Genomic DNA, 22,977 nt, shown 5'->3' with positions numbered 1-22,977 from the left:
TAAAAGAAGTTAAGCCCCCGTGGATGTCATGAATTCGGTAAGAAGTTTTTTGCTTGTGCGAAAAGCTGAATCCAGACGCAATTACACCGGGGCTTAATTGATTAACGAGCCGTCCTAATTTGAATAGGACGGTTTTTCTAAATTTAAGGGGGTTTACCAATGATTCGACAAGCGACAAAAGAGGATATACCAACAATTTTAGAAATTTTTAATGATAATATTTTACATTCAACGGCAATTTATATGTATAAAGAACAAACGCTTGAGCAACGAATGCAGTGGTTTGAGCAAAAGCAACAAAACGGAGAACCGCTTATGGTGTTTGATATTGATGGTGAAGTAGCGGGTTATGCGACGTATGGTAGCTTTCGAGCGTATCCAGCGTATCATTATACAGTGGAACATTCCGTATATGTACACAAAGGTCATTACAAAAAAGGCATCGCGACAAAATTAATGCATGCACTAATAGATTACGCAACGAAGCATGAAGTAAAAACGATGGTTGCAGGGATTGACAAAGAAAATGAAGCAAGTATTGTCATTCATGAAAAACTGGGCTTTACGTATAGTGGAACAATCCGCAATGCGGGCTATAAATTTAATCGTTGGTTAGACTTAGTATTTTATCAGCTTGATTTACAGGGACCAGAAAACCCTCAAGAAAATTAAAGTAATTATAACTAACTATTACGGCTTCTCTTTCGAATCACAATTTGTGGAAGAATGCTTGAATTAAGCGATTAAATCGTTGTGATTATGTGCATTTAGTGGAATTACATTAATTAACAATCTCTCATACAATATGCCACAAAATGCTGTTAAATAAGCGTTTGTGGCATTTTCGTGTATACCTAAATTTATTCTATATAACATCCATCCTTGGACGAAAAATTTACATAACAGTATTTTCTGAATAGCCATCGCCCCTAATTTTTTATGGGTCGATGGCTATTCGTGTTGCAAACGATAAAATACTCCTATGTTTACAACTCCAATTTACTAAAAATCAAAGTATAAACAAGAAAAAGTAAGTAACACTAAATAATAGTAGTCCATGATTAACGATTAATGATGGTTATGGTCAATCAAAAAATATAGTGATAAACAAGGTGAGGGAATATGTGGTTTTTTAAAAATAAATACAAAAAAACAGCAATTCCTCAACCGCCTAAAACGAGCCCGCTTGAGGAGCCCAATCAAAAAGCAGTCATAAAATTAAAAACATCTCTACAACATAACATACAAACGATCGAAGAAGCACTTGGAAAAAGTTCGGATATTGTTGTACGTAAAATTCGAATTGGGAAACAAGGAAACATTAAAGCCGGTATTTTATATACAGATGGATTAACAGATACGGCCTCTTTGCAAAACTTCATTTTAGAAACGCTTATGATAGATTTGAACAATATTGATTTACAGGAAAAAGCTTCTCCAGAGCAAAATCTTCTTAGCGTATTAAAAGATGTTGCGATGACAGTAGGTGAAATTAAAGAAATAACGAGTCTTGAAGTTATAATAACGAGTCTATTATCGGGGGATACGATTCTTCTAATCGACGGATACGCACAAGTTTTAGTCATTTCGAATAAACATTGGATCGAGCGTGGGGTAACTGAACCAACAGCCCAGACGGTAGTAAGAGGACCACGCGAAGGATTTACAGAAAATTTTCGTATAAATACGTCTTTAATACGTTGGAAAATTAAGGATCCGAATCTTCGAATAGAGTCAAAAAGTATTGGAGCACGCACGAAAACCAACACGGCCATCGTTTATATTAATGACATTGCAAATGAAAAAATAGTGGAAGAAGTCCGGTTCCGTTTGGATCGAATAAACATTGATGGGATATTAGAAAGTGGGAATATAGAGGAATTTATTCAGGATTCATAATACTCACCTTTTTCAACCGTTTTTAATTCAGAACGTCCGGATGTTGTAGCTGCTGCACTATTAGAGGGACGCATAGCGATTGTAGTAGATGGGACACCATTTGTGTTACTCGTTCCAGCGTTATTCATTCAGTTTTTCCAATCCCCTGAAGATTACTATCAGCGTACCATTATCGGAAGTCTTATACGTATCCTTAGATATGTAGCATTTTCCATCTCTTTGCTTGCACCAGCAGTATTTATTGCAATTACAACCTTTCACCAAACTATGTTGCCGCCTTCACTCCTCATTAGTTTGGCAGCCCAGCGAGAAGGTGTTCCATTTCCAGCATTCATTGAAGCGCTTATAATGGAAATCACCTTTGAAATTTTGCGGGAAGCGGGAATCCGAATGCCGCGCTCTATAGGTGCAGCAATGTCGATAGTAGGGGCATTTGTTATTGGCACAGCAGCGGTTGAAGCAGGATTAATCTCAGCTATGATGGTTATTATCGTGTCAATAACTGCCATAACTAGTTTTGTTCCTCCCTCTTATGAAATGGCAATTTCAGTAAGAATAATACGTTTTATTTTCATGGCGTTAGCCGCTTCATTTGGTATATTTGGAATTACTATGGGGTTAATTATCCTTGTATTGCATTTATGTAGTTTGCGTTCTTTTGGCGTACCTTATATGTCATCGATAGCTCCATTCAATCTTTCCGATCAAAAGGATACATTTACTGTTTTACCTATATGGAAAATGATTACTCGACCAAAGCTAATTGGTAGTAAAAATATGGTAAGGCAACAAGATTCTGATTCTGCAAAACCAGCACCACCCAAAAAATAATAGGAATGAAGGGATTTAGCGATGAAAAAGTTTGTGTTTGGCATCCTGTTTTTCAGCTTATTTCTTTCGGGATGTTGGGATCGGAGGGAATTAGATCAACTGGCCATTGCAGTGGCGATAGGATTTGATAAAGTTGATGATGAATATCTAATATCTGCTCAAGTAGTTGTACCTTCAGAAATGTCCCTAAAAGGAGGTACGGGAGGTTCACAAGTTACCCTCTATACGGCGAGAGGGGAAACCGTTTATGAAGCATTTCGAAAAATGACAAAGGATTCGCCACGGAAAATTTATCCTGGTCATTTACGAATGCTTGTAATTGGTGAGGAATTAGCTCAAGAGGGGATAAGTGAATCTTTGGACTTAATGTCTAGGGATTGGGAAATTCGACCGGATTTCTATGTTGTAATTGCTAAAGAAATCCCTGCTGTTGAAATACTGAATGTCACAACAACTATCGAAAGCGTTCCGGCCAATAAAATGTTTAAAAGTCTTAATGTGTCAGAAAAAGCTTGGGCAGGTACGAAAAGTATTAATCTAGATGAGCTCATAACAGATCTTATAAGCGATGGTAAGGAAGCTGCAATAACAGGGATTCAATTAATAGGGGATCCTAAAATAGGATCAAGCAAACAAAATGTAGAATCCATTATGCCTGCTGCTTCTTTACAATATGATAATTTAGCCGTATTTAAAGGAGATAAATTGGTAGGTTGGTTAGATGAAATTGAAACCGTAACATATAATTACATCTCTAACACAGTAAAAACAACAGTAAGATCTGTACCTTGTCCTAATGAAGGGAAAGCCACAATAGAGATTTTTAAGTCCAAAGCTGAAGTTAAAGGTAACATAAATAACGGAAAGCCTGAGATAAATATCAATGTTAAATTGGAAGGGAATGTAGGGGCGGTAGAATGTAAAATTAATCTAAAGGACTTGGAAACAATCGCTGAACTTGAAAAAAATTTTGAAAAACAAGGGAAAGAATTGGGAAAAGAGGCTATTGAATCGATACAAAAACAATATAAAGTAGACATCTTTGGATTTGGTGAAGCCATCCATCGATCGAACCCGAAAGAGTGGGGAAAAATGAAGGATAATTGGGATGAGGAATTTTCTAATTTAAAGACGAATCTTAAAGTAGACTTGACCATTCACAGGACAGGCGCGACAAAAAATACTTTCTTAGAGAAGATAAAAGAATAAAAAACAAACTTAAAATTAAGTGAGTAGAAACTACTTTTTCAGAAATAAAAGAACCTTAAGGAAAGGACGTCATGATAAGAAATGATGAATAATGTAAAAATAAATTCTTATCAATTTTTAATTTTAGTCACGTTTTTTTCAATGGGGACGAGTATTTTAATTATTCCATCTGTTTTAGCTGAAGGAGCAAAACAATCGGCATGGATTGTCGCGATCGTCGGGACAATAATCGGGTTATTCATTATTTGGCTATTTTGCCTAATAGCTCAATGGTTTCCCAATCTCACCTTTGTCCAAATTACCGAAAAAATTTTAGGAAAATGGCTAGGTAAAGCTATTTCACTATTGTTTGTAATCATGTCTAATATCTATGCTGCACAGCTAATATTCTATTCTGGAATATTTCTCAACATTCATTTTATGCCAAATACTCCAATGATGGCCCTTAATATCCTTTTTGCGATCGTTATTGTCATAGGAGTTCGTTTTGATTTAGAGACAATTGCTCGGTCGGCTGAAATATTTATCCTTTTTTTCTTAGTTCTTTTTATTCTGTTAGTATTATTTATTTTACCCGAAATTAAGTTGGAAAACATACAGCCTATCTTTGAAGTAGGACCAAAAGCAATCTTTCAAACTACCTTACCATTAATCGAAGTAACTTCTGTCAATGCAATCGTTATATTAATGATATTCCCTGCCTTTATTAATAATTTTAAACAAGCAAAAAAATCTTTTTATATAGGATATTGTATTAGTGGATTCGTAATCATTGTACTTACATTTTTATGTATTTCCGTATTAGGGGCGTATAGTACGGCAGCTGAATTTCATCCGAGCTATGAATTGGCGAAACGGATAAATATCGGTAATTTTATACAGAGGATTGAGGCGTTGATGGCTGGGTTGTGGATTATGGCCCTGTATTTTAAGGCAACAATCTACTTTTATGTTTCCGTATTCGGGCTCGCACAAATATTTAATATGAATGAATACAAACCTTTAACTATCCCACTAGGAATAGTTGTCGTAGTGCTTTCGCTTGTAATGTATCCAAGTGTCGTGTATCTACAACATTGGAACGCGACAATCGGTATATATTTTTCCTATTCTATTGGGTTATTGTTACCTCTATTGTTGATCATAATCAATACTGTACGAAAAACACATTTGAAAAAAGAGAGCTTGTAAACCTAAATAGTAGAGTCGCTTTTATTGAATGAAGTGAATTGTTACCTGGTCATATGACAGATGTCATAAAAAAGAGATGATGTTTGCGCGTGTTGTCATGTCCCTCATTTTTATAAAATGTTGTTAAGCAAATTTGAGGGAAGAGGGATTTCATAATGGCTAAAACAGATGCAGAAAAAGCGAAGCAGCTACGAAAAGATGTAGCGCCGTTTGCAAAATCAGAAACACGCCTTAGTATTCAACAATTATTCAATACGCTTGTCCCATTATTACTTATTTGGGGTGCAGGATATTTTTTACTACAATATTCACCTTGGTATACAGCGCTGTGTAGCATTATTGCTTCAGGCTTTGTAGTACGTACATTTATTATTTTCCATGACTGTACACACGGTTCATTTTTCAAAAGCAAAAAAGCAAATGACATCATCGGGAATATTACAGGAGTACTTACGTCATTCCCATACGAAAAATGGAAACGTGAGCATACGATTCACCACGCAACAAGCGCGAACTTGGACAAGCGTGGTATTGGCGATGTCGATATGCTAACAGTAGATGAATACCTTGAAAAATCAAAACTTGGTCGCTTAGGCTACCGTTTATACCGTAATCCACTTGTGATGTTCGGTTTAGGGCCGTTATTTATGGTACTCGTTTTAAATCGTTTTAATCGTAAAGATGCAAAGCGTAAAGAGCGCTTAAATACGTATTTTACGAACATTGTATTATTAGCAATTTGTGCCGTATTAATTTTTGTAAACGGTTGGGCAACGTTTTTATTAGTACATGGTTTAACATTATTTGTTGCAGGTTCTTTAGGAATTTGGTTATTCTACATTCAGCACACATACGAAGATTCGTATTTTGAAGTGGATTCAGATTGGGATTATGTAAAGGCTGCTGTAGAAGGTAGCTCGTATTACAAATTACCGAAAATCTTACAATGGATAACGGGGAACATTGGCTTCCACCATGTGCATCATTTATCACCACGTATTCCGAACTACAAATTGGAAGATGCGCATGAATCGGTAAAGCCATTACAAAGTGCAACAACAATTACGTTAAAGACTAGCTTAGAGTCGCTTCGTTATAAATTGTACGATCAAGAAAATTACCGCTTTGTTTCGTTTAAAGAAGCAACAAAACGTGAATTAATGCGCGCGAAACAGTTAGCCGTAAAATAATTTTGTCATGTAAGGCACCTCAAATCATGTTTGGGGTGCTTATTTTGATATAATAGGAATAAAAAAGAAGCGAGGCTATTATGCAAACTTGGTATAGTATCATCCCGAAAAGCCCGATGTTAAGTATTTATATATGGATAATTTTTTGCATTATGCCATTTTTCTTTATTATTCAATCCTTTACACTCTGGCAAATTATTGTTGGGGTTGCCATTATTTTATGCTATTTTTTATGCCACTATTTTTCATTCCGCGCAAAGCCAGGTTTGAAATATATGTGGATTAGCTTTCAAATGGTGCTGAATATTGCGATGACTCTAATATTTGGCTACGTGTATTTATCGCTATTTACCGCGTTTTTTATTGGGAATATAAAGCAGGCCGTTGGGTTTTATATTATGTACGGCTTACATATTGGATTTACCGTGCTTTCAATTGTAGGGGGATATTTTATTTACCTTGATTTATTTATAGCTCAAACACCGTTTATTATTATTAATGTATTAGGTGTTGTCCTGCTACCATTTACGCTTTATTCGAAAACAAAGCGAGAGAACTTAGAGGGTGAGTTGGAGACGGCGCGAGAACGTATTTCGGAATTGACTGTATTTGAAGAGCGCCAACGTATTGCTCGTGATCTGCATGATACATTAGGTCAAAAGTTATCAATGATTGGTCTGAAAAGTGATTTAGCGATGCGTTTAATTGATAAAAATCCACAACAAGCTGTGTTAGAAATTAAAGATATTCGTCAAACGGCAAGCATTGCATTAAAGGAAGTTCGTGAATTAGTCGCGGATATGCGTGCCGTACGTATCGAGGAAGAGCTATTCCGCGTTGAACAAATTTTAAAGGCAGCACAAATTAAATTACGTTTAAATGGGGATACAACCGAAATTAAAATGCCTACTTTAGCAGAAAATGTAATTAGTATGTGCATGAAAGAAGCGGTAACGAATATTGTGAAACATAGTGAGGCGACCGTTTGTCGAATTACATTTTATCAAAGTGATGATGAATTTCAAATGACAATTCAAGATAACGGAACTGGCTTTGAACGCTCAAATGAATTTGAAGGCGGTAATGGCTTAAAAGGAATGAACGAGCGGATTGAGTTTTTAAATGGCTCTTTAGAAATCGATAGTGGTGATGGGACGACGGTGACATTAAAAGTGCCGTTAGCGATTACACATCAGAAAAGGGAGGGACTGGCGTGATTCGAATTGTAATAGCAGAAGATCAAGGAATGCTCCTTGGTGCCATGAAATCGCTGTTAAGCATGGAAGAAGATATGGAAGTTGTGGGGCTAGCGAAAAATGGAGAAGAGGCCATTGAGCTCGTAAATGAACTGCAACCAGACATTTGCATTATGGACATTGAAATGCCTGTTAAAACAGGGTTAGACGCTGCGGAAGCGCTACGTGGTAGTAACTGTAAAATTATTATCTTAACGACGTTTGCTCGCCCTGGCTATTTCGAGCGTGCACGAAAAGCGGGGGTACGCGGCTATTTATTAAAAGATAGTCCGATTGAGGACCTTGTCAATTCAATTCGTATTATTATGGATGGTCGCCGTATATATGCACCGGAATTAGTAGACTTTGTTTATGAGGATGATAGCGAAAATCCATTAACAGAACGCGAAAGTCAGGTGCTAGAGTTAGTTGCGGAAGGGAAAACAACAAAAGAAATTGCAGCAGAGTTGTTTTTATCGGCAGGTACAGTGCGCAATTACATTTCAACAATTTTAGACAAATTAGGTGTAGGTAATCGTATCGAAGCAATCGCCCGCTTTAAAGAAAAGGGCTGGAATAAATAAAAGAGTGAAGAGTGGTGTGAACGTTTTATGTTTATACCATTCTTTTTGTGTGAACAAATATTTGAATAGAAAGAATGAAAAACCGCGCTATGACAAGGATGCTACAGTTAGTTGCGTGCAGTGCTACTAGCTCGTTCTTACAAATATTACGTAGCCATACTACAGTTAGAGTAGGAGATGAGGGTATGTATTTTGCAAAACGCATAAAGGAAGAAAGGCTGAAATTGAATTTAACACAACAACAGCTTGCAGAAAAAATTCATATTAGTCGTCAATCGATTTCCAAATGGGAGCGTGGAGAGAGCTATCCGACGATTGAAACGTTAATCGACTTAAGTGATTTATTTGAAGTTACGATTGATGAACTGTTAAAGGGAGATCATTCTTTGAAAAACAAAATTATTGAAGATGGGAAACAATTAGCCTATCCAAAGTGGAAAGCGGTTTTTGATGCAATTTTTTTAATTGGAGCGGCAATGATTATTATGAAAATCGGAATCGCGTTTGGCAATCGTGTATTTGACTGGAATATTACTTATTTTAAAGATTCATTATTTTGGGCATTTGGACCGTTCATTATAACAATTACGGCCGGAATTTTTACAGATACACTTGGAAAGAAATTTAAAGAGTAAAAAATAGCTGTGCGAAAAGGTCAATAACCTCTCGCACAGCTATTATTATTTTCGTTTTGTTAAGCGCCCAAGTACGAAAGCGCCTGCTGCAACTGCTAGTACGGTATTCGTCTTTTTGTTAAACACTCGCTTTGTGACAAGGTTAATGTTTTGTGGGCGTTCTGCTAGAATACGCATAAAGTAGCCGTACCAATCTTCACCATATGGTACATATACGCATACTTGGTAGCCTTCACGTGCAAGCTCTACTTGTAAATCTTTGCGGAAGCCGTAAAGCATTTGGAATTCGAATTTTTCCTTTGGGATATTATATTGCTCTATGAAATACTTCACATGATTAATGATGTTATGGTCATGTGTTGCGATCGATGTGAATAGACCGTGTGTTAAATGGTATTCGATGAGCTCCAGGAAATTGATATCGATTTCTAGCTGATCTTGATAAGCGATTTCTTCTGATTCTTTGTAGGCACCTTTTACTACACGTAGGCGGCTATCTTTAAAGTTTTCGATATCACCTTGTGCGCGGTGTAAGTAAGCTTGAATAACCGTGCCGACATTGTTATATGATTTTTGAAGCTCTTCTATCATATCGAACGTCATTTGTAGGCGTGGACTGTCCTCCATATCAAAGTTTACGAAAATACCGTATTGATTGGCATGTTCTACAATTTCTCGTAAGTTGTCGTAGCAAAAATCAATATCGATATCTAGACCGAGCTGTGAAGGTTTTAGCGAAATATGCGCATTTAACTGTTCGCTGTGAATGGCTTCAATTAAAGCTAAAATTTCATCCTTTGCTTGTGTGGCTGTCGCTTCCTCGGTAACGAACTCGCCTAAATTATCAATTGTACATGCGATACCTTGCTCATTTAAGGTACGTACACTTTCAATGACTTCTTGTAAGTTTGCCCCTGCTACAATATGTTGTGCACCAAGCTTGAAGCCGTAATTTTGTGCGGCTGTGCTAAGTGCTTCGTTTTCAGATAATGAAATAAAAAAATCGCGTAATGCCATGGAAACATCTCCTTTTACTAGGTCAGTGTGATCTATAAATTATACCATAGTCATTTTTGTAACTTGCTATGGGCACTCTGTTAATCGTGTGTTTGTTTGAAAAATTGTCGAACAATTTCATTTATTGAATGGAATAGTTGATTGGTTTCATTTGCCTCAATGAGTTCGCCATTTTTTAGCATCCATGTATAGTGACCGAGCTTTTCGGCTTGCTCGATATTATGAGTAATCCAAATAATGGTTACTCTAAAACGCTCATTTAAAGTCACGATTAAGTCCTCAATTTCGCGAACGGCTTTTGGATCAAGAGCTGAGGTGATTTCGTCGAGCAATAAAATATCCGATTCATTAATTAATGTACGAGCGATAGATAGTTTTTGCTTTTGTCCACCAGATAAATCGCTAGCGTCGCGCAGCAAAAAATCTTCCGATAAGCCTACATCGCGTAAATAACGACAAGCTTCTTCTTTCGTTAGTTCTTTATGTTGTAGTTTACGGGGAAGGGCTAAGTTTTCATAAACAGTTGTTTTTAAAATGGGCGCGGATTGTAATGCCATACCAACTGAGCGTCTAAGTGTTGTTGGTTCAATGGCTTCGATTGGCTTGTTATGTATGAATATAGAGCCACTTGTTGCTGTGATAAGACCGTTACAAAGTTTTAGTAAAGTTGTTTTTCCTGCACCTGAAGGACCGATTAAAGTGGTGATTTTCCCTTTATAAATCGTTGCTGTTAAATCATTAATAATGTTCGTATCATTCGCGTTGAAGCAGACATGTTGAAATTGAATTGCATTTTCGTTCATGGTGGACTCCTTTGCTATTTTTCCCTATATTTTAGGATACTCGTTTGGCATCGTAATTGCAAAATAAGAAAAGCATGCTCAAATTGGGGGTTTGAACATGCTTTACTTGCTTATATATTTTGAAAGAATGATTCGAGAGTGTGTAAGGGATCACACTCCGCGCCTTTATGCTTTAGGGGAAGCACAAGGAGTTCGGGAACCTAAAGTAAGTTGTTAAACGCGCTTTTCTTGTACATTTGCATTACTTGGTGTTTTGCCTAAGTTTGTTAAACGTTGTGCAAAGCTATCGTTTGATTTTGTAACACCTTTAAACATATCTTGCATTTCGTATGCATATGCACCATGTTCTGCGATATCTAAGCCTTCGATTTCTTCTTCATTCGTTACGCGTAATGGAATAAATGCTTTGATCACTAACGTTGCGATTGCTACTGTACTAGCAGTCCAAGCAATAACTGCCGCTACACCTAGTGCTTGAACGCCTAATAATGTAGCACCACCGCCGTAGAATAATCCTCCGCCAGTGATATCGAATAAACCAACTGCTAATGTACCCCAAATACCTGCGATACCGTGTACAGCAATCGCACCTACTGGGTCATCGATGCGTAATTTGTGCTCGACGAAACGAACAGCCTCTACTAAAATGATACCCCCGATAAAACCTGCAGCTATTGCGCCAACGATACTTAAGTTCGCAGCACCTGCTGTAATGCTTACCAAACCGGCTAAAGCACCGTTTAATGTTAATGAACCATCAATGTAGCCATAACGGAATCGTGTATAGATTGCTGTTGCGATAACACCAGCTGAAGCTGATAAGAATGTATTAGCGATAACCCCAGGAACAGAAGAAGGATCAGCTGCTAATGTAGAAGCACCGTTAAATCCGTACCAACCTAGCCATAAGATGAATACACCTAATGCACCTAGGGGAATGGAGTGACCAGGAATAACGTTTACAACACCTTTTGCATACTTACCAATACGTGGACCAACCATTGCTGCTACAACTAATGCACCAACTGCACCAGTTAAGTGAACGACTGTAGAACCCGCGAAATCGGTGAAGCCTAAAGCCGTTAACCAACCATTACCTTGCCATACCCAGTGACCTACTACTGGATATACAACCGCAGTCATTACAACGACTAAAGCCATATATGCCACGATGTTTGTACGCTCTGCAACAGCACCTGAGATGATTGTTGCACAAGTTGCAGCGAACATTGCTTGGAATACGAAAAATGCGATATCTTCTACCCCACTTAGTGCAAAACCAGTAGTTCCGATAAATCCGCCAGTACTATCGCCGAACATAATCGCGTAACCCACTACGAAATAAACGATACCGCCGATTGAAATAGTTAAAACGTTTTTCATTAAAATGTTTACAGCGTTTTTAGAGCGGGTAAATCCAGCCTCTACCATTGCAAAGCCAGCATGCATGAAGAATACGAAAAATGCACCGAGCATAACCCAAACTAAATTGATTGATAGTTCTAACGCTTCGTTTGTCATAAAACATTCCTCCTTTTTAGGAAAACTAAATTAGTCGATGGCGATTGAGCCAAGTTCTTTTGTACGGATGCGAATTGCTTGTTCTACAGGGTAGATAAAAATTTTTCCGTCGCCTACTTCACCTGTTGATGCTTCGCGTAATAATACGTCGATGATTGCTTGAACTTTGGCGTTGTCAACAATCATCTCAAGCTTTAACTTTTGTGAAAACTCCATAGAGTATGAGTTTCCTCGGAATAATCCGATACGACCTTCTTGACGACCTGCACCTGCAATTTCTGAAATGCTTAAACCATCAATTCCTTCGAGAGCTAAACCTTCACGAACTTTTGCGAACACTTCAGGACGAATAATTGCTTCAATTTTTTTCATGATCAACAACTCCTTGTGTTATGTTATCTAACATAATAAGGTGGAAAATTAAATAAATCAATCCATTTATGTGAGAAAAACTAACATTAAATTCCGATTAGTTTTATCGAATTGTGAGATATAGTTGGTATGCCTTGTGTTAAAGCGCTACCAAAATAAAAAGGGTGGCGTAATTTTGGAAATACATATACATACCATTTTTTCGAGAGTCTGCAACGAAATGGACGGTGCAAGGATGTATTTTCATTGTGATATTAGGGGGGATGTTTTTTGGGGAGTTAATGTGAAGAAATGTAACATTGTGTATTTAAGTCGTTCATAGGTCGAAATATTTGGAGATAGTGTATACTATGACTAATTATGTTTTTGGAAGAAGGGAACTCATCATGACAGAAAAGTATGTAGACGATAGTTTAGCTTTGCATACAGACTTGTATCAAATTAATATGGCAGAAAGTTATTGGGCTGACGGAATTCATAACCGTAAAGCTGTATTTGAGCTATATTTTAGAAAGTTACCATTCGGAAATGGCTATGCGGTATTCGCAGGATTAGAACGCATGCTAGATTATTTGAAAAACTTTAAATTAAGCGAAACAGATATTGCTTACTTACGAGATGAGCTGCATTATGAAGCTGATTTTATTGAGTATTTAAAAACAATTCGTTTTACTGGTTCGATGTATTCAATGGTGGAAGGGGAGCTTGTATTTGCGAATGAGCCAATTGTGCGCATTGAAGCTCCGCTTGTCGAAGCGCAATTAATCGAAACGGCGCTACTTAATATCGTAAACTATCAAACATTGATTGCGACAAAAGCAAGCCGTATTAAACAAGTTGTACAAGATGAAGTGGCGATGGAATTCGGTACACGCCGTGCACAAGAAATGGATGCAGCAATTTGGGGAGCGCGTGCATCGATCATTGGTGGCTTTGAATCAACATCAAATGTCCGTGCAGGTAAGTTATTTAATATTCCAGTAGCAGGAACGCATGCACACGCATTAGTCCAAGCATACAAAAATGATTACGATGCCTTCCATTCCTATGCAAAACGTCATAAAGATTGTGTGTTTTTAGTGGATACGTATAATACACTAAAGTCGGGTGTACCAACTGCGATTAAAGTAGCGAAAGAGCTAGGTGATAAAATTAACTTCATCGGAATCCGTTTAGACAGTGGTGACATTGCCTTCTTATCAAAAGAGGCACGTCGTATGCTGGATGAAGCTGGGTTCCCGAATGCCAAAGTTGTCGTTTCAAATGATTTAGATGAATACACAATTTTAAATTTAAAATCACAGGGAGCGCGTGTAGATTCGTGGGGAATCGGCACAAAGCTTATTACGGCTTATGATCAACCAGCTCTAGGTGCAGTTTATAAAATGGTGTCGATTGAAAATGAAAATGGTGAAATGGAAGATACAATCAAAATTTCAGCAAACGCCGAAAAAGTAACAACACCAGGCTTGAAAAAAGTGTTCCGTATTATTAATAAGAAAAACGGTAAATCTGAAGGTGACTATATTACAATGGCGGATGAAAATCCACAGGCTGAAAACCGTATTAAAATGTTCCACCCTGTGCATACATTCGTATCAAAATTTGTCACAAACTTTGAAGCGAAAGAGATGCATCAACTAGTAATTGATCATGGTGAAGTTGTTTACAAAAATCCGGAACTAATGGATATTCGACAATATGTGAAAAATAATTTAAAGCTACTATGGGATGAATATAAGCGTTCTTTAAATCCAGAGGAATACCCAGTAGACTTAAGTCAAAAATGCTGGGATAACAAAATGCGTAATATTAGGGAAGCGCGCGATATGGTAACAGAACTCGAACAAAACTAAGGAGTGTTGAGCTATGTCGTTACAACAACAAATTATAGAAGAATTAAATGTATTACCACAAATTGATGTTGAGCAAGAAATTCGCCGATCTATAGACTTTTTAAAGGATTATGCCAAAAAGCACAGCTTCGTAAAAGGTTTTGTTCTAGGGATTAGCGGTGGGCAGGATTCTACGCTAACAGGAAAACTAGCACAAATGGCGGTGGATGAATTAAACGCAGAGGCAGCCCAAGCAAAATACTCTTTTTGGGCGGTACGATTACCGTATGGTGTACAAGCCGATGAGCAAGATTGCCAAGACGCGCTTGATTATATTCAGCCGACAAAAATTTATACCGTAAATATTAAAGAAGCAGTGGATGCAAGTGTCCGTGCATTAGCTAATACCGGTATCGAACTAAGTGATTTTGCAAAGGGTAATGAAAAAGCCCGTGAACGTATGAAGGTACAGTTTTCAATCGCTGCGATGAATGGTGCGGTTGTTTTAGGAACAGACCATGCAGCAGAAGCGATTACCGGTTTCTTTACGAAATTTGGTGATGGAGGCGCGGATTTAATGCCGATTTTCCGTTTAAATAAACGACAAGGCCGCCAAATTTTAAAAAAACTTGAATGTCCTGTTCATTTATTCGAAAAAGTACCAACTGCCGATTTAGAAGAAGATCGCCCGTCGTTACCAGATGAAGTAGCTTTAGGTGTGACGTATGAGCAGATTGATGATTACTTAGAAGGGAAAGAAATTCCTGACCAAGCACGCGAAACGTTAGAAGGTCACTACAAACGCTCGATGCACAAACGCCATTTACCGATTACGGTATTTGATGATTTTTGGAAATAATAGCTAGAGAAGGGAGTGTCCGAGAAGTATTTCTTGGACACTCCCTTGCTTTTTGTATGTCTGAAGTTAATAGATTTTCGATTTACTTAAATGTTATTTCCGCAGTATAACCAAGGTTGCTGAAAAATTCTTTAAGGACTTTCTCAGCACTTTTCTCTGCGGATTCTAATAAGCCTATTTCAATGGCTTCGTCTTTAATTTCTTCCTGTGCTTCAGCTGCTAGGTTAAACCCTTGATCCCATTTTATTTCCCCACGGAATAGTCCTTCGTCTGAGAAAGTTTGGACGTTATCCATCTGAATTGCGGGCTCCTGAATAAGCGTTGCCCGTGGTAGGCTGATTTCTAATGCCTTTTCCTTGTCGTTAACTTTTATATCATCTGAAGTGACCCCTTTAAGGTCAACTCCTGCGATGACTGTGGCAGGAACAATTAATAATATTTCTCTTTTTGTACCTGGAAAATTAACGGGGATATCATGACCGAATAGCTTATTATCCTCTTCTTCAATGACTACTTTTACGTGTGCTTTAGCTGTCGCAAGTGTTGCTAATTCTTGAATATGCTCTACAAATGTTGTACTTTCCTTTTTATATGTACTTCCAGAGAATGACCAAATGATTCCAGAGACGACGACTATGGAAAGTAATAGAATAAAGAGAATTTTCCTTCCCCAAAATTTAAAAACAAGCTTAAATAATGCCCCTGAAATATTGACGTTTCCTCTACTCTGTCCTACAACGCTAGTAGCAGCACTTTCTTCTTCGCCCTTTTTCAGTTCCTTTAGTACATCCTCAAATTGTGTTAATGCTTCTTCTTTTTTACTCATGGTATGGCCACCACACTTTCCCTTCTTAATTTCAAGAAGTTTGATTTTTTTGATATGTATTCAAATATTTTTGAACTATTATACTATAAATAATCGGTTCATTCACATAGCTTGAGGTTGGTCTAATAAAAAACCAATTTAGGATTTGGTAAGAGTCTAGCGATTCGTCTATACTCATTGAGTAAAAAACCTCTAGGTGTAAAATCCTATATAACACCCCTATATCTTAGTGTTATTTAGCTGTATAGCTGCACATGGCTTAATTATATTTAACATTTTTGTGAATTTGTCGATATAAATACCTAACAAGCCTACAAGGAGGCAATGGTATGAGAACATCCCGAGTTGGACAAACAACAAGTTCGATACATCGTAATTCTACGCGGACAATTTTATCGGATACGCATTTTGCCGATGCGATAAATAGCGGCATGCACGATCAATACCGTAATCCGCGCGAGCAACTGCAGCAGCAAAAAAACAAACAGAAAAAACCACAACAGCGCGCAAAAAAGCTTGTACCAAACAAAGCGCGATTAATTGTAAAGGGCATGCAATTTAATGCCGAATCTGCTGTAACCTTGAATCAACTGTCTCAATTTACATCACGTGCAAATACAGTCAATAAATACAACCGTCGCATCATGACATATAAAACATCTATTTGAATCACCTGACTAATCGATAATTTAGTTAGGTGATTTTATTTTGCTTTCCAATTATTTTAGATTTCCAAATATATCTATATTTATTCTTGTACTCGCATTTTGTTTTCGTTATGCTTGAACTATGTGTTTGGCATAATAGAATGTCTATTGAGGAGGGCTACTAGATGAACGAACAAATCGAAAGAATTATCAGAAATATCGAAAAAGTGATGATAGGGAAACGTGAGATTGCGGAGTTAAGTATCGTGTCTTTGCTTGCGGGGGGGCATTTATTATTAGAGGATGTGCCGGGCGTAGGAAAAACGATGATGGTGCGCGCGCTTTCCAAGTCTCTAGGTGCAAGCTTTAAGCGTATTCAATTTACGCCAGATTTACTACCTTCTGATGTAATTGGGGTATCGGTATATAATCCAAAAACATTACAATTTGAATTTCGCCCAGGACCGATTGTCGGTAACATCGTATTAGCCGATGAAATTAACCGTACATCGCCGAAAACACAAGCAGCCCTACTAGAAAGTATGGAAGAATCGTCAATTACTGTAGATGGTGAGACGCTTTCATTGCCAAAGCCGTTCTTTGTCATGGCTACGCAAAACCCGATTGAATATGAAGGGACATACCCTTTACCAGAAGCGCAGTTAGACCGCTTTTTACTAAAAATTAGAATGGGTTATCCAACAAAAGATGAAGAAATAGAAGTGCTACGCCGTGCAGAAAATTCAGTGCCAATTGATGAAATTGCTGCTGTACTGTCGATTGAACAATTAATTGAACTGAAAAAACAAGTGAAACAAGTGCATGTAGAGGACAATATTAAAGAATATATCGTATCGCTAGCGCAACATACACGCTATCACGAACATGTGTATTTAGGTGTGAGTCCACGTGCTTCGATTGCGTTAATGCGTGCTGCGCAAAGCTATGCCTTTATGAAAGGGCGCGATTATGTTGTTCCAGATGATGTGCAGTATTTAACGAAGTTTGTATTTGGTCACCGTTTAATTTTAAAACCAGAGGCGCGCTATGAGGGCGTGACAGAGGAACAGGTAATTAATCGTGTGCTCCGATTTGTGAATGTGCCTGTGAAAAGGTATGTTGTGGAATGAAAAAAATCCGATACTTCTTTCAGCATGGAGGTAGACTGTTAACGGTAATTGCGCTATTAATCATTACATATTGCTACGCGATGTTCCAAGGTGGATTTGTGAGTTGGTTTGTATTTTTTACGATTTTACCATTTTCCATTTACTCCATTTTGCTAGCAATTGTACCGATCCGCATACAACAAGTGTCACGGGCATTATCGAAAGAAGCGATTGAACGAGGCGATACAATAGAGGTGACAGTACGCTTTCGCAATAAAAGTTGGTTTCCAATTGTCTTTATGACTGCACGAGAAATGGCTATGGATGCTGCCTTTTTTGAGGGGGTAAATAGCCATGCTACGAAGTTATTTTTAGTTGGTTGGAAAAGTGAGTTCGAGTGGACATATGAATTACACGATTTAAAACGAGGCGAGCATCATTTTAATGGAATTGAAGTGATGTGTACAGATTTCTTTGGATGGACGATTCGTCAAGTGGTCATTGAGCATCCGCAAATGTTTTTAGTGTATCCAAAAATTTACGATGTCAAAACGGAACAAATTGTGATGCAGTATGATCAAGGGGCGAGTCAAGCACGCTATTCACTTATTAAAGATACGACAATGGCAACCGGTGTGCGTGAATACGTACCAGGGGATCGTTTTTCATGGATTCATTGGAAGTCATTTGCGAAAAATGGAGAGCTGCGTACGAAGGAATTTGAGGACCGTAATGCACAAAATACATTTGTGTTAATTGACCGTGCTGTACAAAAGAACTTTGAACAAGTGGTGGAGTTTGCAGCATCGTATATTCATAAAACGATGAAAGAGCGCGGGGATATCTCGTTTTTAAGTGCGGGGACAGACCGTTACTTTGCACCAGTTATCAAAACAGAAAGTCAATTCAAAAAGGTCCTGCAGCATTTTGTTAAGGTACAGCCAGATGCGCAGTTTGGTGTAGAGCGTTTATTATTTGAAGAACAAAAGGTAATGAGTCGCTCGGTTGTCATCATCATTACAGGTGAATGGATGCCAGAGCTACAAGAAGCACTAAATGCGAGCACTAAAAGCGTGGGCAAAATTGTGTGCTTTGTTGTAAATGGTGAAGCCGAGCCAGTGCATCTAAAAAATCAAAATGAAGTGCATATTATTAAAGAGCTGGCACATCTGCAATCGGAGGTGGAATCGCTATGAAACGAAGCACACCCGAAAAAATAGAATTAGCTGTTTTCTACATTATTATTTTACTGATTCTGCGTGAATGGTTAATGCCGATTGTGCAGCTAACAAATACAGGCTATTTCACACAATTCCTATTGTTTATGGCAATTTGTTTAACCATTGGCGTATTTAATTTACCAATTATTATATCGTGGTCGCTGAAAATACTATATATAACGTGGTTTATTGTAAGTGTTTATAACAGAGGCGAATTGACGACGATGCAGTTTTTATCGAATGAGCTGCGTTACAATGTTGATGTATTAATAACAGGAGATTGGGTTTTAGTAAGTGACCCATTTCGAACGAGCCTTTTCTTTATTTTAATATGGATGCTCATTTATTTAATTCAGCATTGGGTGAGCGTGCGTCATACGGTTTATTATTTCCTTGTGTTGACTGTGTTTTTTATCGGAACGCTCGATACTTTTACAGAATATGATGGCACGGTAGCAATTATAAAAGTGATGATCTTGGGACTTGTGCTAACATCACTTTTATTTATAAAACGGTTAATGCAATCAGCCAATATGCAAAAGGATTGGGGGAGCTATTTACTATTTGCAACTCCGATTATTTTGTTTGTCACAATAGCAGGGCTTGCCGCGACGTTTTTACCAAAAGCCGAGCCGCAATGGCCAGACCCTGTTCCTTATATGAAGGGAATGGTTGGATTAGGTGATTCATCATCTAGCGGTTCGGTCGCAACAGTTGGTTATGGTGATAATGACGAAAGTTTAGGGGGGCCATTTGTCGGTGACGATACGGTTGTATATGAAATTGAAACGCCGATTCGTCAATATTGGCGTGTAGAAACGAAGGATTATTATACGTCAAAGGGCTGGCTTCATACGAGTGAGCAAGACGCTATATCTCATTTACAATTTACTGATCCAATCGGTTTGTCGATTATGCCGGGGGATGTGGAACCTCAAAAGGTTGAAGTTCATTCGATGGGGGAATATGACTTTTTACTACAAGCTTATGGGACAACGGGTTACTGGACAGACGATCCAAATGCAAATAATTTAAGGTTTAATGAGGCAAACGAAAAAATAAATTGGTTGTTGAACGGTCAGTTAGGCGAGGGAGAAGAACCAACTAATTATGAAATTACGTTCCAACAGCCAGAATATAATTATACAGCATTGAAGGAAACGGTGTCCTCAACAGAATCTGACCAGCGTTATTTGCAACTGCCAGAACAGCTGCCAAGGCGTGTAATTGATTTAGCGCACGAAATAACGGGCGGTTATGAAAGTGTTTATGATAAAGCACGTGCGATTGAAAGTTATTTCGCGCGTAGTGGATTCAAATATGAAACGAAAAATGTATCACAGCCGGCAAAAGATGAGGATTATGTCGATCAATTTTTATTCGAAACAATGTTGGGCTACTGTGATAATTTCTCAACTTCGATGGTTGTAATGTTACGTTCAGTTGGTATTCAAGCGCGATGGGTAAAAGGTTTTGCGAGTGGTGAGCGTGTGGCATCAAGTGACGGTATGACGACCTACCGCGTGACGAACAATGATGCCCATTCATGGGTAGAGGCTTATATAGACGGCATTGGTTGGATGCCATTTGAGCCGACAATTGGTTTTAGTAACCCGATGAACATTGACTATGATATCGAAATAGCACCAGGTGAAGAACAATTACCAGAACCTGAAACGCCAGAAGTAGAGCGCCCTCAGCCAGAAAAGCAAGAAACAACGGCTGGTGGAAACAAAAAATTGGCGATTGATTTTGCGAAATATAAATGGGTGCTTTATGTTTTAACGGCAGTGCTCATTGTAGGTGCAATTATTGCATGGCGTATGCGCGGGAAATGGCAACCAAAACTTGCTGTGCAAATGAACCGTTCGAAGTTAAATAATCCGGATCAATTTGAGAATGTATATTTTGTATTGTTAAAGCAGCTTGAACGAATCTACTTAAAACGTGGTACGTATGAGACATTGCAAAATTTCGCAATTCGTGTGGACCGTGCGCTTGAAACAACAAAAATGAGTGAGCTAACAGCTGTGTATGAGCAATATATTTACGCCGGCAATTCACATAATTTTGATACAACTAAAGTAAAAGAAAACTGGGAGTATTTAATCAATCGTACGAGTAATTGATTGGATACCCATCTGCTATAATCATTGTGCTCATTTCAGAACCAAACGAAGAATCTAAAAAACATTTGGTAAAACAAGAAAAACAGGGTAGAATTAGTAGGATTAAGAGGAGGTTGTATCAGGTTGAAGCAGGATAATATTTTAGTATTGGATTTAGGTAGCAGTGAAAATACAACGATAGCTCGTTGGATTCGTGAATTAGGTGTATATAGTGAGATTCACCCACATGATATTACTGCGCAAAATATCCAAGGTTTAAAAACAGTAAAAGGGATTATTTTAAATGGCGGTGTAAACAATATCGTTGATGGAGAAGCAATCGACGTATTAGCTGAAATTTATAATTTAAACATTCCTGTTATTAGCGTAGAGCACCCATCTACTCAAGCATCACAAACTTTAGATAAATGGCCAAACGAAGAAGAAACGAAAGCCTTTTTAAAGGAGTTCGTTTTTGAGATATGCAAGGCAGAAGCAAACTGGAATATGAAAAACTTCATTGAAGATCAAGTAGCATTAATTCGCCAACAAGTTGGAGATAAAAAGGTGCTTTTAGCGCTTTCAGGAGGCGTGGATTCTTCAGTTGTAGCAGCATTACTTATTAAAGCAATTGGTAAGCAATTAGTTTGTGTACACGTTAATCATGGTTTAATGCGTAAAAATGAATCTGAAGGCGTTATCGCTATGTTCGAAAAGGATCTGGAAGAAAACCTTGTTTACGTAGACGCAAGTGAGCGCTTTTTAGGTAAGTTAAAAGGTGTAAGTGAACCAGAAGAAAAACGTAAAATTATCGGGAATGAATTTATCCGTGTGTTTGAAGAAGAAGCACGTAAGCAAGAAGGTATTGATTTCTTAGCCCAAGGAACAATTTACCCAGATATCGTAGAATCAGGTACGAAGACACATAAAGTTGTTAAATCACATCACAATGTAGGTGGATTACCAGAGGATTTACAATTTGAATTAGTTGAACCATTATTCCAACTTTTCAAAGACGAAGTACGTGCATGTGGTGTTGAATTAGGTTTACCTCATGATATGGTATACCGTCAACCATTCCCAGGTCCGGGATTAGGTGTGCGCGTTTTAGGTGAAATCGAGCCAGAGCGTCTTGAAGCAGTACGTGAATCAGATGCCATTTTACGTGAAGAATTTGCACTTGCAGGATTAGATCAAAAAGTGTGGCAATACTTTACGGTTGTACCAAACTTCAAATCGGTTGGTGTTCGCAACAATGAACGTACGTACGAATATCCAGTAATTATTCGTGCAGTAAATACAATTGACGCAATGACGGCATCAATCGAACAAATTGAATGGCCAATTTTATTAAAAATTACAGACCGTATCATTAATGAAGTAAAGCATGTCAACCGCGTATGCTACGATTTATCGCCAAAACCAGGCGGCACAATTGAGTGGGAGTGAAATTATTTCGCTCTCCGTTAAGGAGCGAAATAATTTTGCGGCGAAAGCGAAGCGACAGCCGCACGATAAATAGTTATATCAATAGTTACATCCAATGTAAGGAAACTATTACAAAAAACGTGTTACGAAATTGTTTTCGAACACGTTTTTTCGTGGTTTGCAATACTTTGTGGAAAAATAAGAATATTAAATCAATATGGTTAGCTGTTGATTTTGTTTTTTGTAAAGAGTAAAATTTAAAAAATAAAAAGTGTGCCTTCATATAAGTCTGGAAATAGGGTCCAGATGTTTCTACTAAGTTACCTTAAATAACTTATCTATGACGGTAGTTGCGCTATTTCTTTCACGGGATAGCTGTATCTATCGGCAAAAGAGATGAAATATGAACGCGTAGAAATTTATTTTCTTACGCGTTTTTTCTTAAATATTGGCCACAA

General features: G+C 37.8%; 19 protein-coding genes, 1 pseudogene and 1 riboswitch. Of the genes and pseudogenes, 15 read left to right on the top strand and 5 right to left on the bottom strand.

What is annotated here, in order from left to right; genetic code table 11:
• Window positions 1-159: 159 nt before the first annotated feature.
• The 8 genes and pseudogenes from O7776_RS18095 (at window position 160) to O7776_RS18060 (ending at window position 8,774) form a co-directional block, all read left to right on the top strand.
• Window positions 160-672 (top strand): GNAT family N-acetyltransferase, encoded by a 513-nt coding sequence (locus tag O7776_RS18095; RefSeq protein ID WP_274308315.1) that lies wholly within the window; start codon window positions 160-162, stop codon window positions 670-672.
• 450 nt (window positions 673-1,122) lie between these two features.
• Window positions 1,123-2,730, top strand: a pseudogene (locus O7776_RS18090) (spore germination protein).
• A 21-nt stretch (window positions 2,731-2,751) separates the two neighbouring features.
• A complete protein-coding gene (locus tag O7776_RS18085; RefSeq protein ID WP_274308314.1) occupies window positions 2,752-3,939 on the top strand; it encodes a Ger(x)C family spore germination protein in 1,188 nt (395 codons plus the stop codon).
• Window positions 3,940-4,023: 84 nt separating this feature from the next.
• Window positions 4,024-5,130, top strand: a complete 1,107-nt coding sequence (locus O7776_RS18080; RefSeq protein WP_274308313.1) for a GerAB/ArcD/ProY family transporter — start codon at window positions 4,024-4,026, stop codon at window positions 5,128-5,130.
• Window positions 5,131-5,285: 155 nt separating this feature from the next.
• The gene (desA, locus tag O7776_RS18075) at window positions 5,286-6,320 is read left to right on the top strand and encodes a Delta(5) desaturase DesA (protein ID WP_274308312.1); all 1,035 of its coding nucleotides are present in this window, start codon (window positions 5,286-5,288) and stop codon (window positions 6,318-6,320) included.
• A gap of 80 nt (window positions 6,321-6,400) precedes the next feature.
• On the top strand, window positions 6,401-7,537 hold the full coding sequence (locus O7776_RS18070; RefSeq protein WP_274308311.1) for a sensor histidine kinase: 1,137 nt from the start codon (window positions 6,401-6,403) through the stop codon (window positions 7,535-7,537).
• Window positions 7,534-8,139, top strand: coding sequence for a response regulator transcription factor (locus O7776_RS18065; protein WP_241371139.1), 606 nt, complete (start codon window positions 7,534-7,536; stop codon window positions 8,137-8,139). The genes O7776_RS18070 and O7776_RS18065 overlap by 4 nt, the downstream gene beginning before the upstream one ends.
• 185 nt (window positions 8,140-8,324) lie before the next feature.
• Entirely contained in the window at window positions 8,325-8,774 is a 450-nt protein-coding gene (locus tag O7776_RS18060) for a helix-turn-helix domain-containing protein (RefSeq protein ID WP_274308310.1), read from the top strand.
• Between the two features lie 45 nt (window positions 8,775-8,819).
• Here the strand turns inward: O7776_RS18060 and O7776_RS18055 are convergent, their stop codons facing one another.
• The 4 genes from O7776_RS18055 to O7776_RS18040 all read right to left on the bottom strand — a co-directional run bounded on the left by O7776_RS18055 (window position 8,820) and on the right by O7776_RS18040 (window position 12,487).
• On the bottom strand, window positions 8,820-9,791 hold the full coding sequence (locus O7776_RS18055; RefSeq protein ID WP_274308309.1) for a proline dehydrogenase family protein: 972 nt from the start codon (window positions 9,789-9,791) through the stop codon (window positions 8,820-8,822).
• An 80-nt stretch (window positions 9,792-9,871) separates the two neighbouring features.
• Window positions 9,872-10,594 (bottom strand): ABC transporter ATP-binding protein, encoded by a 723-nt coding sequence (locus tag O7776_RS18050; RefSeq protein ID WP_274308308.1) that lies wholly within the window; start codon window positions 10,592-10,594, stop codon window positions 9,872-9,874.
• A 213-nt stretch (window positions 10,595-10,807) separates the two neighbouring features.
• Entirely contained in the window at window positions 10,808-12,115 is a 1,308-nt protein-coding gene (locus O7776_RS18045; RefSeq protein WP_274308307.1) for an ammonium transporter, read from the bottom strand.
• Window positions 12,116-12,145: 30 nt separating this feature from the next.
• Window positions 12,146-12,487 (bottom strand): P-II family nitrogen regulator, encoded by a 342-nt coding sequence (locus tag O7776_RS18040; protein ID WP_241371144.1) that lies wholly within the window; start codon window positions 12,485-12,487, stop codon window positions 12,146-12,148.
• Window positions 12,488-12,873: 386 nt separating this feature from the next.
• On the opposite strand from O7776_RS18040, the gene O7776_RS18035 reads away from it, so the two are divergent.
• Together O7776_RS18035 and nadE are read left to right on the top strand one after the other, a co-directional pair.
• On the top strand, window positions 12,874-14,343 hold the full coding sequence (locus O7776_RS18035) for a nicotinate phosphoribosyltransferase (protein ID WP_274308306.1): 1,470 nt from the start codon (window positions 12,874-12,876) through the stop codon (window positions 14,341-14,343).
• Window positions 14,344-14,356: 13 nt separating this feature from the next.
• On the top strand, window positions 14,357-15,181 hold the full coding sequence (nadE, locus tag O7776_RS18030) for an NAD(+) synthase (protein ID WP_274308305.1): 825 nt from the start codon (window positions 14,357-14,359) through the stop codon (window positions 15,179-15,181).
• A gap of 82 nt (window positions 15,182-15,263) precedes the next feature.
• Here nadE and O7776_RS18025 read toward each other — a convergent pair whose 3' ends face one another.
• Window positions 15,264-16,007, bottom strand: coding sequence for a DUF4230 domain-containing protein (locus tag O7776_RS18025; RefSeq protein WP_274308304.1), 744 nt, complete (start codon window positions 16,005-16,007; stop codon window positions 15,264-15,266).
• A gap of 329 nt (window positions 16,008-16,336) precedes the next feature.
• Here O7776_RS18025 and O7776_RS18020 point away from each other — a divergent pair, with 329 nt between their 5' ends.
• From O7776_RS18020 to guaA, 5 genes are all read left to right on the top strand, one after another.
• Window positions 16,337-16,675 (top strand): hypothetical protein, encoded by a 339-nt coding sequence (locus tag O7776_RS18020; protein ID WP_274308303.1) that lies wholly within the window; start codon window positions 16,337-16,339, stop codon window positions 16,673-16,675.
• A 164-nt stretch (window positions 16,676-16,839) separates the two neighbouring features.
• Window positions 16,840-17,784 (top strand): AAA family ATPase, encoded by a 945-nt coding sequence (locus O7776_RS18015; protein WP_274308302.1) that lies wholly within the window; start codon window positions 16,840-16,842, stop codon window positions 17,782-17,784.
• On the top strand, window positions 17,781-18,959 hold the full coding sequence (locus O7776_RS18010) for a DUF58 domain-containing protein (protein ID WP_274308301.1): 1,179 nt from the start codon (window positions 17,781-17,783) through the stop codon (window positions 18,957-18,959). Before O7776_RS18015 ends, O7776_RS18010 begins: the two co-directional genes overlap by 4 nt.
• Window positions 18,956-21,112, top strand: coding sequence for a transglutaminase-like domain-containing protein (locus O7776_RS18005; RefSeq protein WP_274308300.1), 2,157 nt, complete (start codon window positions 18,956-18,958; stop codon window positions 21,110-21,112). The genes O7776_RS18010 and O7776_RS18005 overlap by 4 nt, the downstream gene beginning before the upstream one ends.
• Window positions 21,113-21,229: 117 nt before the next feature.
• Window positions 21,230-22,540 (top strand): glutamine-hydrolyzing GMP synthase, encoded by a 1,311-nt coding sequence (gene guaA, locus O7776_RS18000; protein WP_274310542.1) that lies wholly within the window; start codon window positions 21,230-21,232, stop codon window positions 22,538-22,540.
• A 238-nt stretch (window positions 22,541-22,778) separates the two neighbouring features.
• A riboswitch (purine riboswitch) is annotated at window positions 22,779-22,880 on the top strand.
• The last annotated feature ends 97 nt before the right edge of the window (window positions 22,881-22,977 follow it).

The sequence above is a fragment of the Solibacillus daqui genome (assembly GCF_028747805.1).
Taxonomy (GTDB): domain Bacteria; phylum Bacillota; class Bacilli; order Bacillales_A; family Planococcaceae; genus Solibacillus; species Solibacillus daqui.
Note: the sequence above shows the minus strand (reverse complement) of the source record. Positions and strands in the feature narration are given on the sequence as shown.

Excerpts from the sequence above, each read along its gene's own strand:
- O7776_RS18010 (WP_274308301.1), top strand. The coding sequence starts at position 17,781 with ATGAAAAAAATCCGATACTTCTTTCAGCATGGAGGTAGACTGTTAACG.
- O7776_RS18040 (WP_241371144.1), bottom strand. The coding sequence starts at position 12,487 with ATGAAAAAAATTGAAGCAATTATTCGTCCTGAAGTGTTCGCAAAAGTT.
- O7776_RS18025 (WP_274308304.1), bottom strand. The coding sequence starts at position 16,007 with ATGAGTAAAAAAGAAGAAGCATTAACACAATTTGAGGATGTACTAAAG.
- O7776_RS18080 (WP_274308313.1), top strand. The coding sequence starts at position 4,024 with ATGAATAATGTAAAAATAAATTCTTATCAATTTTTAATTTTAGTCACG.
- nadE (WP_274308305.1), top strand. The coding sequence starts at position 14,357 with ATGTCGTTACAACAACAAATTATAGAAGAATTAAATGTATTACCACAA.
- O7776_RS18045 (WP_274308307.1), bottom strand. The coding sequence starts at position 12,115 with ATGACAAACGAAGCGTTAGAACTATCAATCAATTTAGTTTGGGTTATG.
- O7776_RS18095 (WP_274308315.1), top strand. The coding sequence starts at position 160 with ATGATTCGACAAGCGACAAAAGAGGATATACCAACAATTTTAGAAATT.
- O7776_RS18055 (WP_274308309.1), bottom strand. The coding sequence starts at position 9,791 with ATGGCATTACGCGATTTTTTTATTTCATTATCTGAAAACGAAGCACTT.
- O7776_RS18005 (WP_274308300.1), top strand. The coding sequence starts at position 18,956 with ATGAAACGAAGCACACCCGAAAAAATAGAATTAGCTGTTTTCTACATT.
- O7776_RS18060 (WP_274308310.1), top strand. The coding sequence starts at position 8,325 with ATGTATTTTGCAAAACGCATAAAGGAAGAAAGGCTGAAATTGAATTTA.
- desA (WP_274308312.1), top strand. The coding sequence starts at position 5,286 with ATGGCTAAAACAGATGCAGAAAAAGCGAAGCAGCTACGAAAAGATGTA.
- O7776_RS18015 (WP_274308302.1), top strand. The coding sequence starts at position 16,840 with ATGAACGAACAAATCGAAAGAATTATCAGAAATATCGAAAAAGTGATG.
- O7776_RS18070 (WP_274308311.1), top strand. The coding sequence starts at position 6,401 with ATGCAAACTTGGTATAGTATCATCCCGAAAAGCCCGATGTTAAGTATT.
- O7776_RS18035 (WP_274308306.1), top strand. The coding sequence starts at position 12,874 with ATGACAGAAAAGTATGTAGACGATAGTTTAGCTTTGCATACAGACTTG.
- O7776_RS18020 (WP_274308303.1), top strand. The coding sequence starts at position 16,337 with ATGAGAACATCCCGAGTTGGACAAACAACAAGTTCGATACATCGTAAT.
- O7776_RS18085 (WP_274308314.1), top strand. The coding sequence starts at position 2,752 with ATGAAAAAGTTTGTGTTTGGCATCCTGTTTTTCAGCTTATTTCTTTCG.
- O7776_RS18050 (WP_274308308.1), bottom strand. The coding sequence starts at position 10,594 with ATGAACGAAAATGCAATTCAATTTCAACATGTCTGCTTCAACGCGAAT.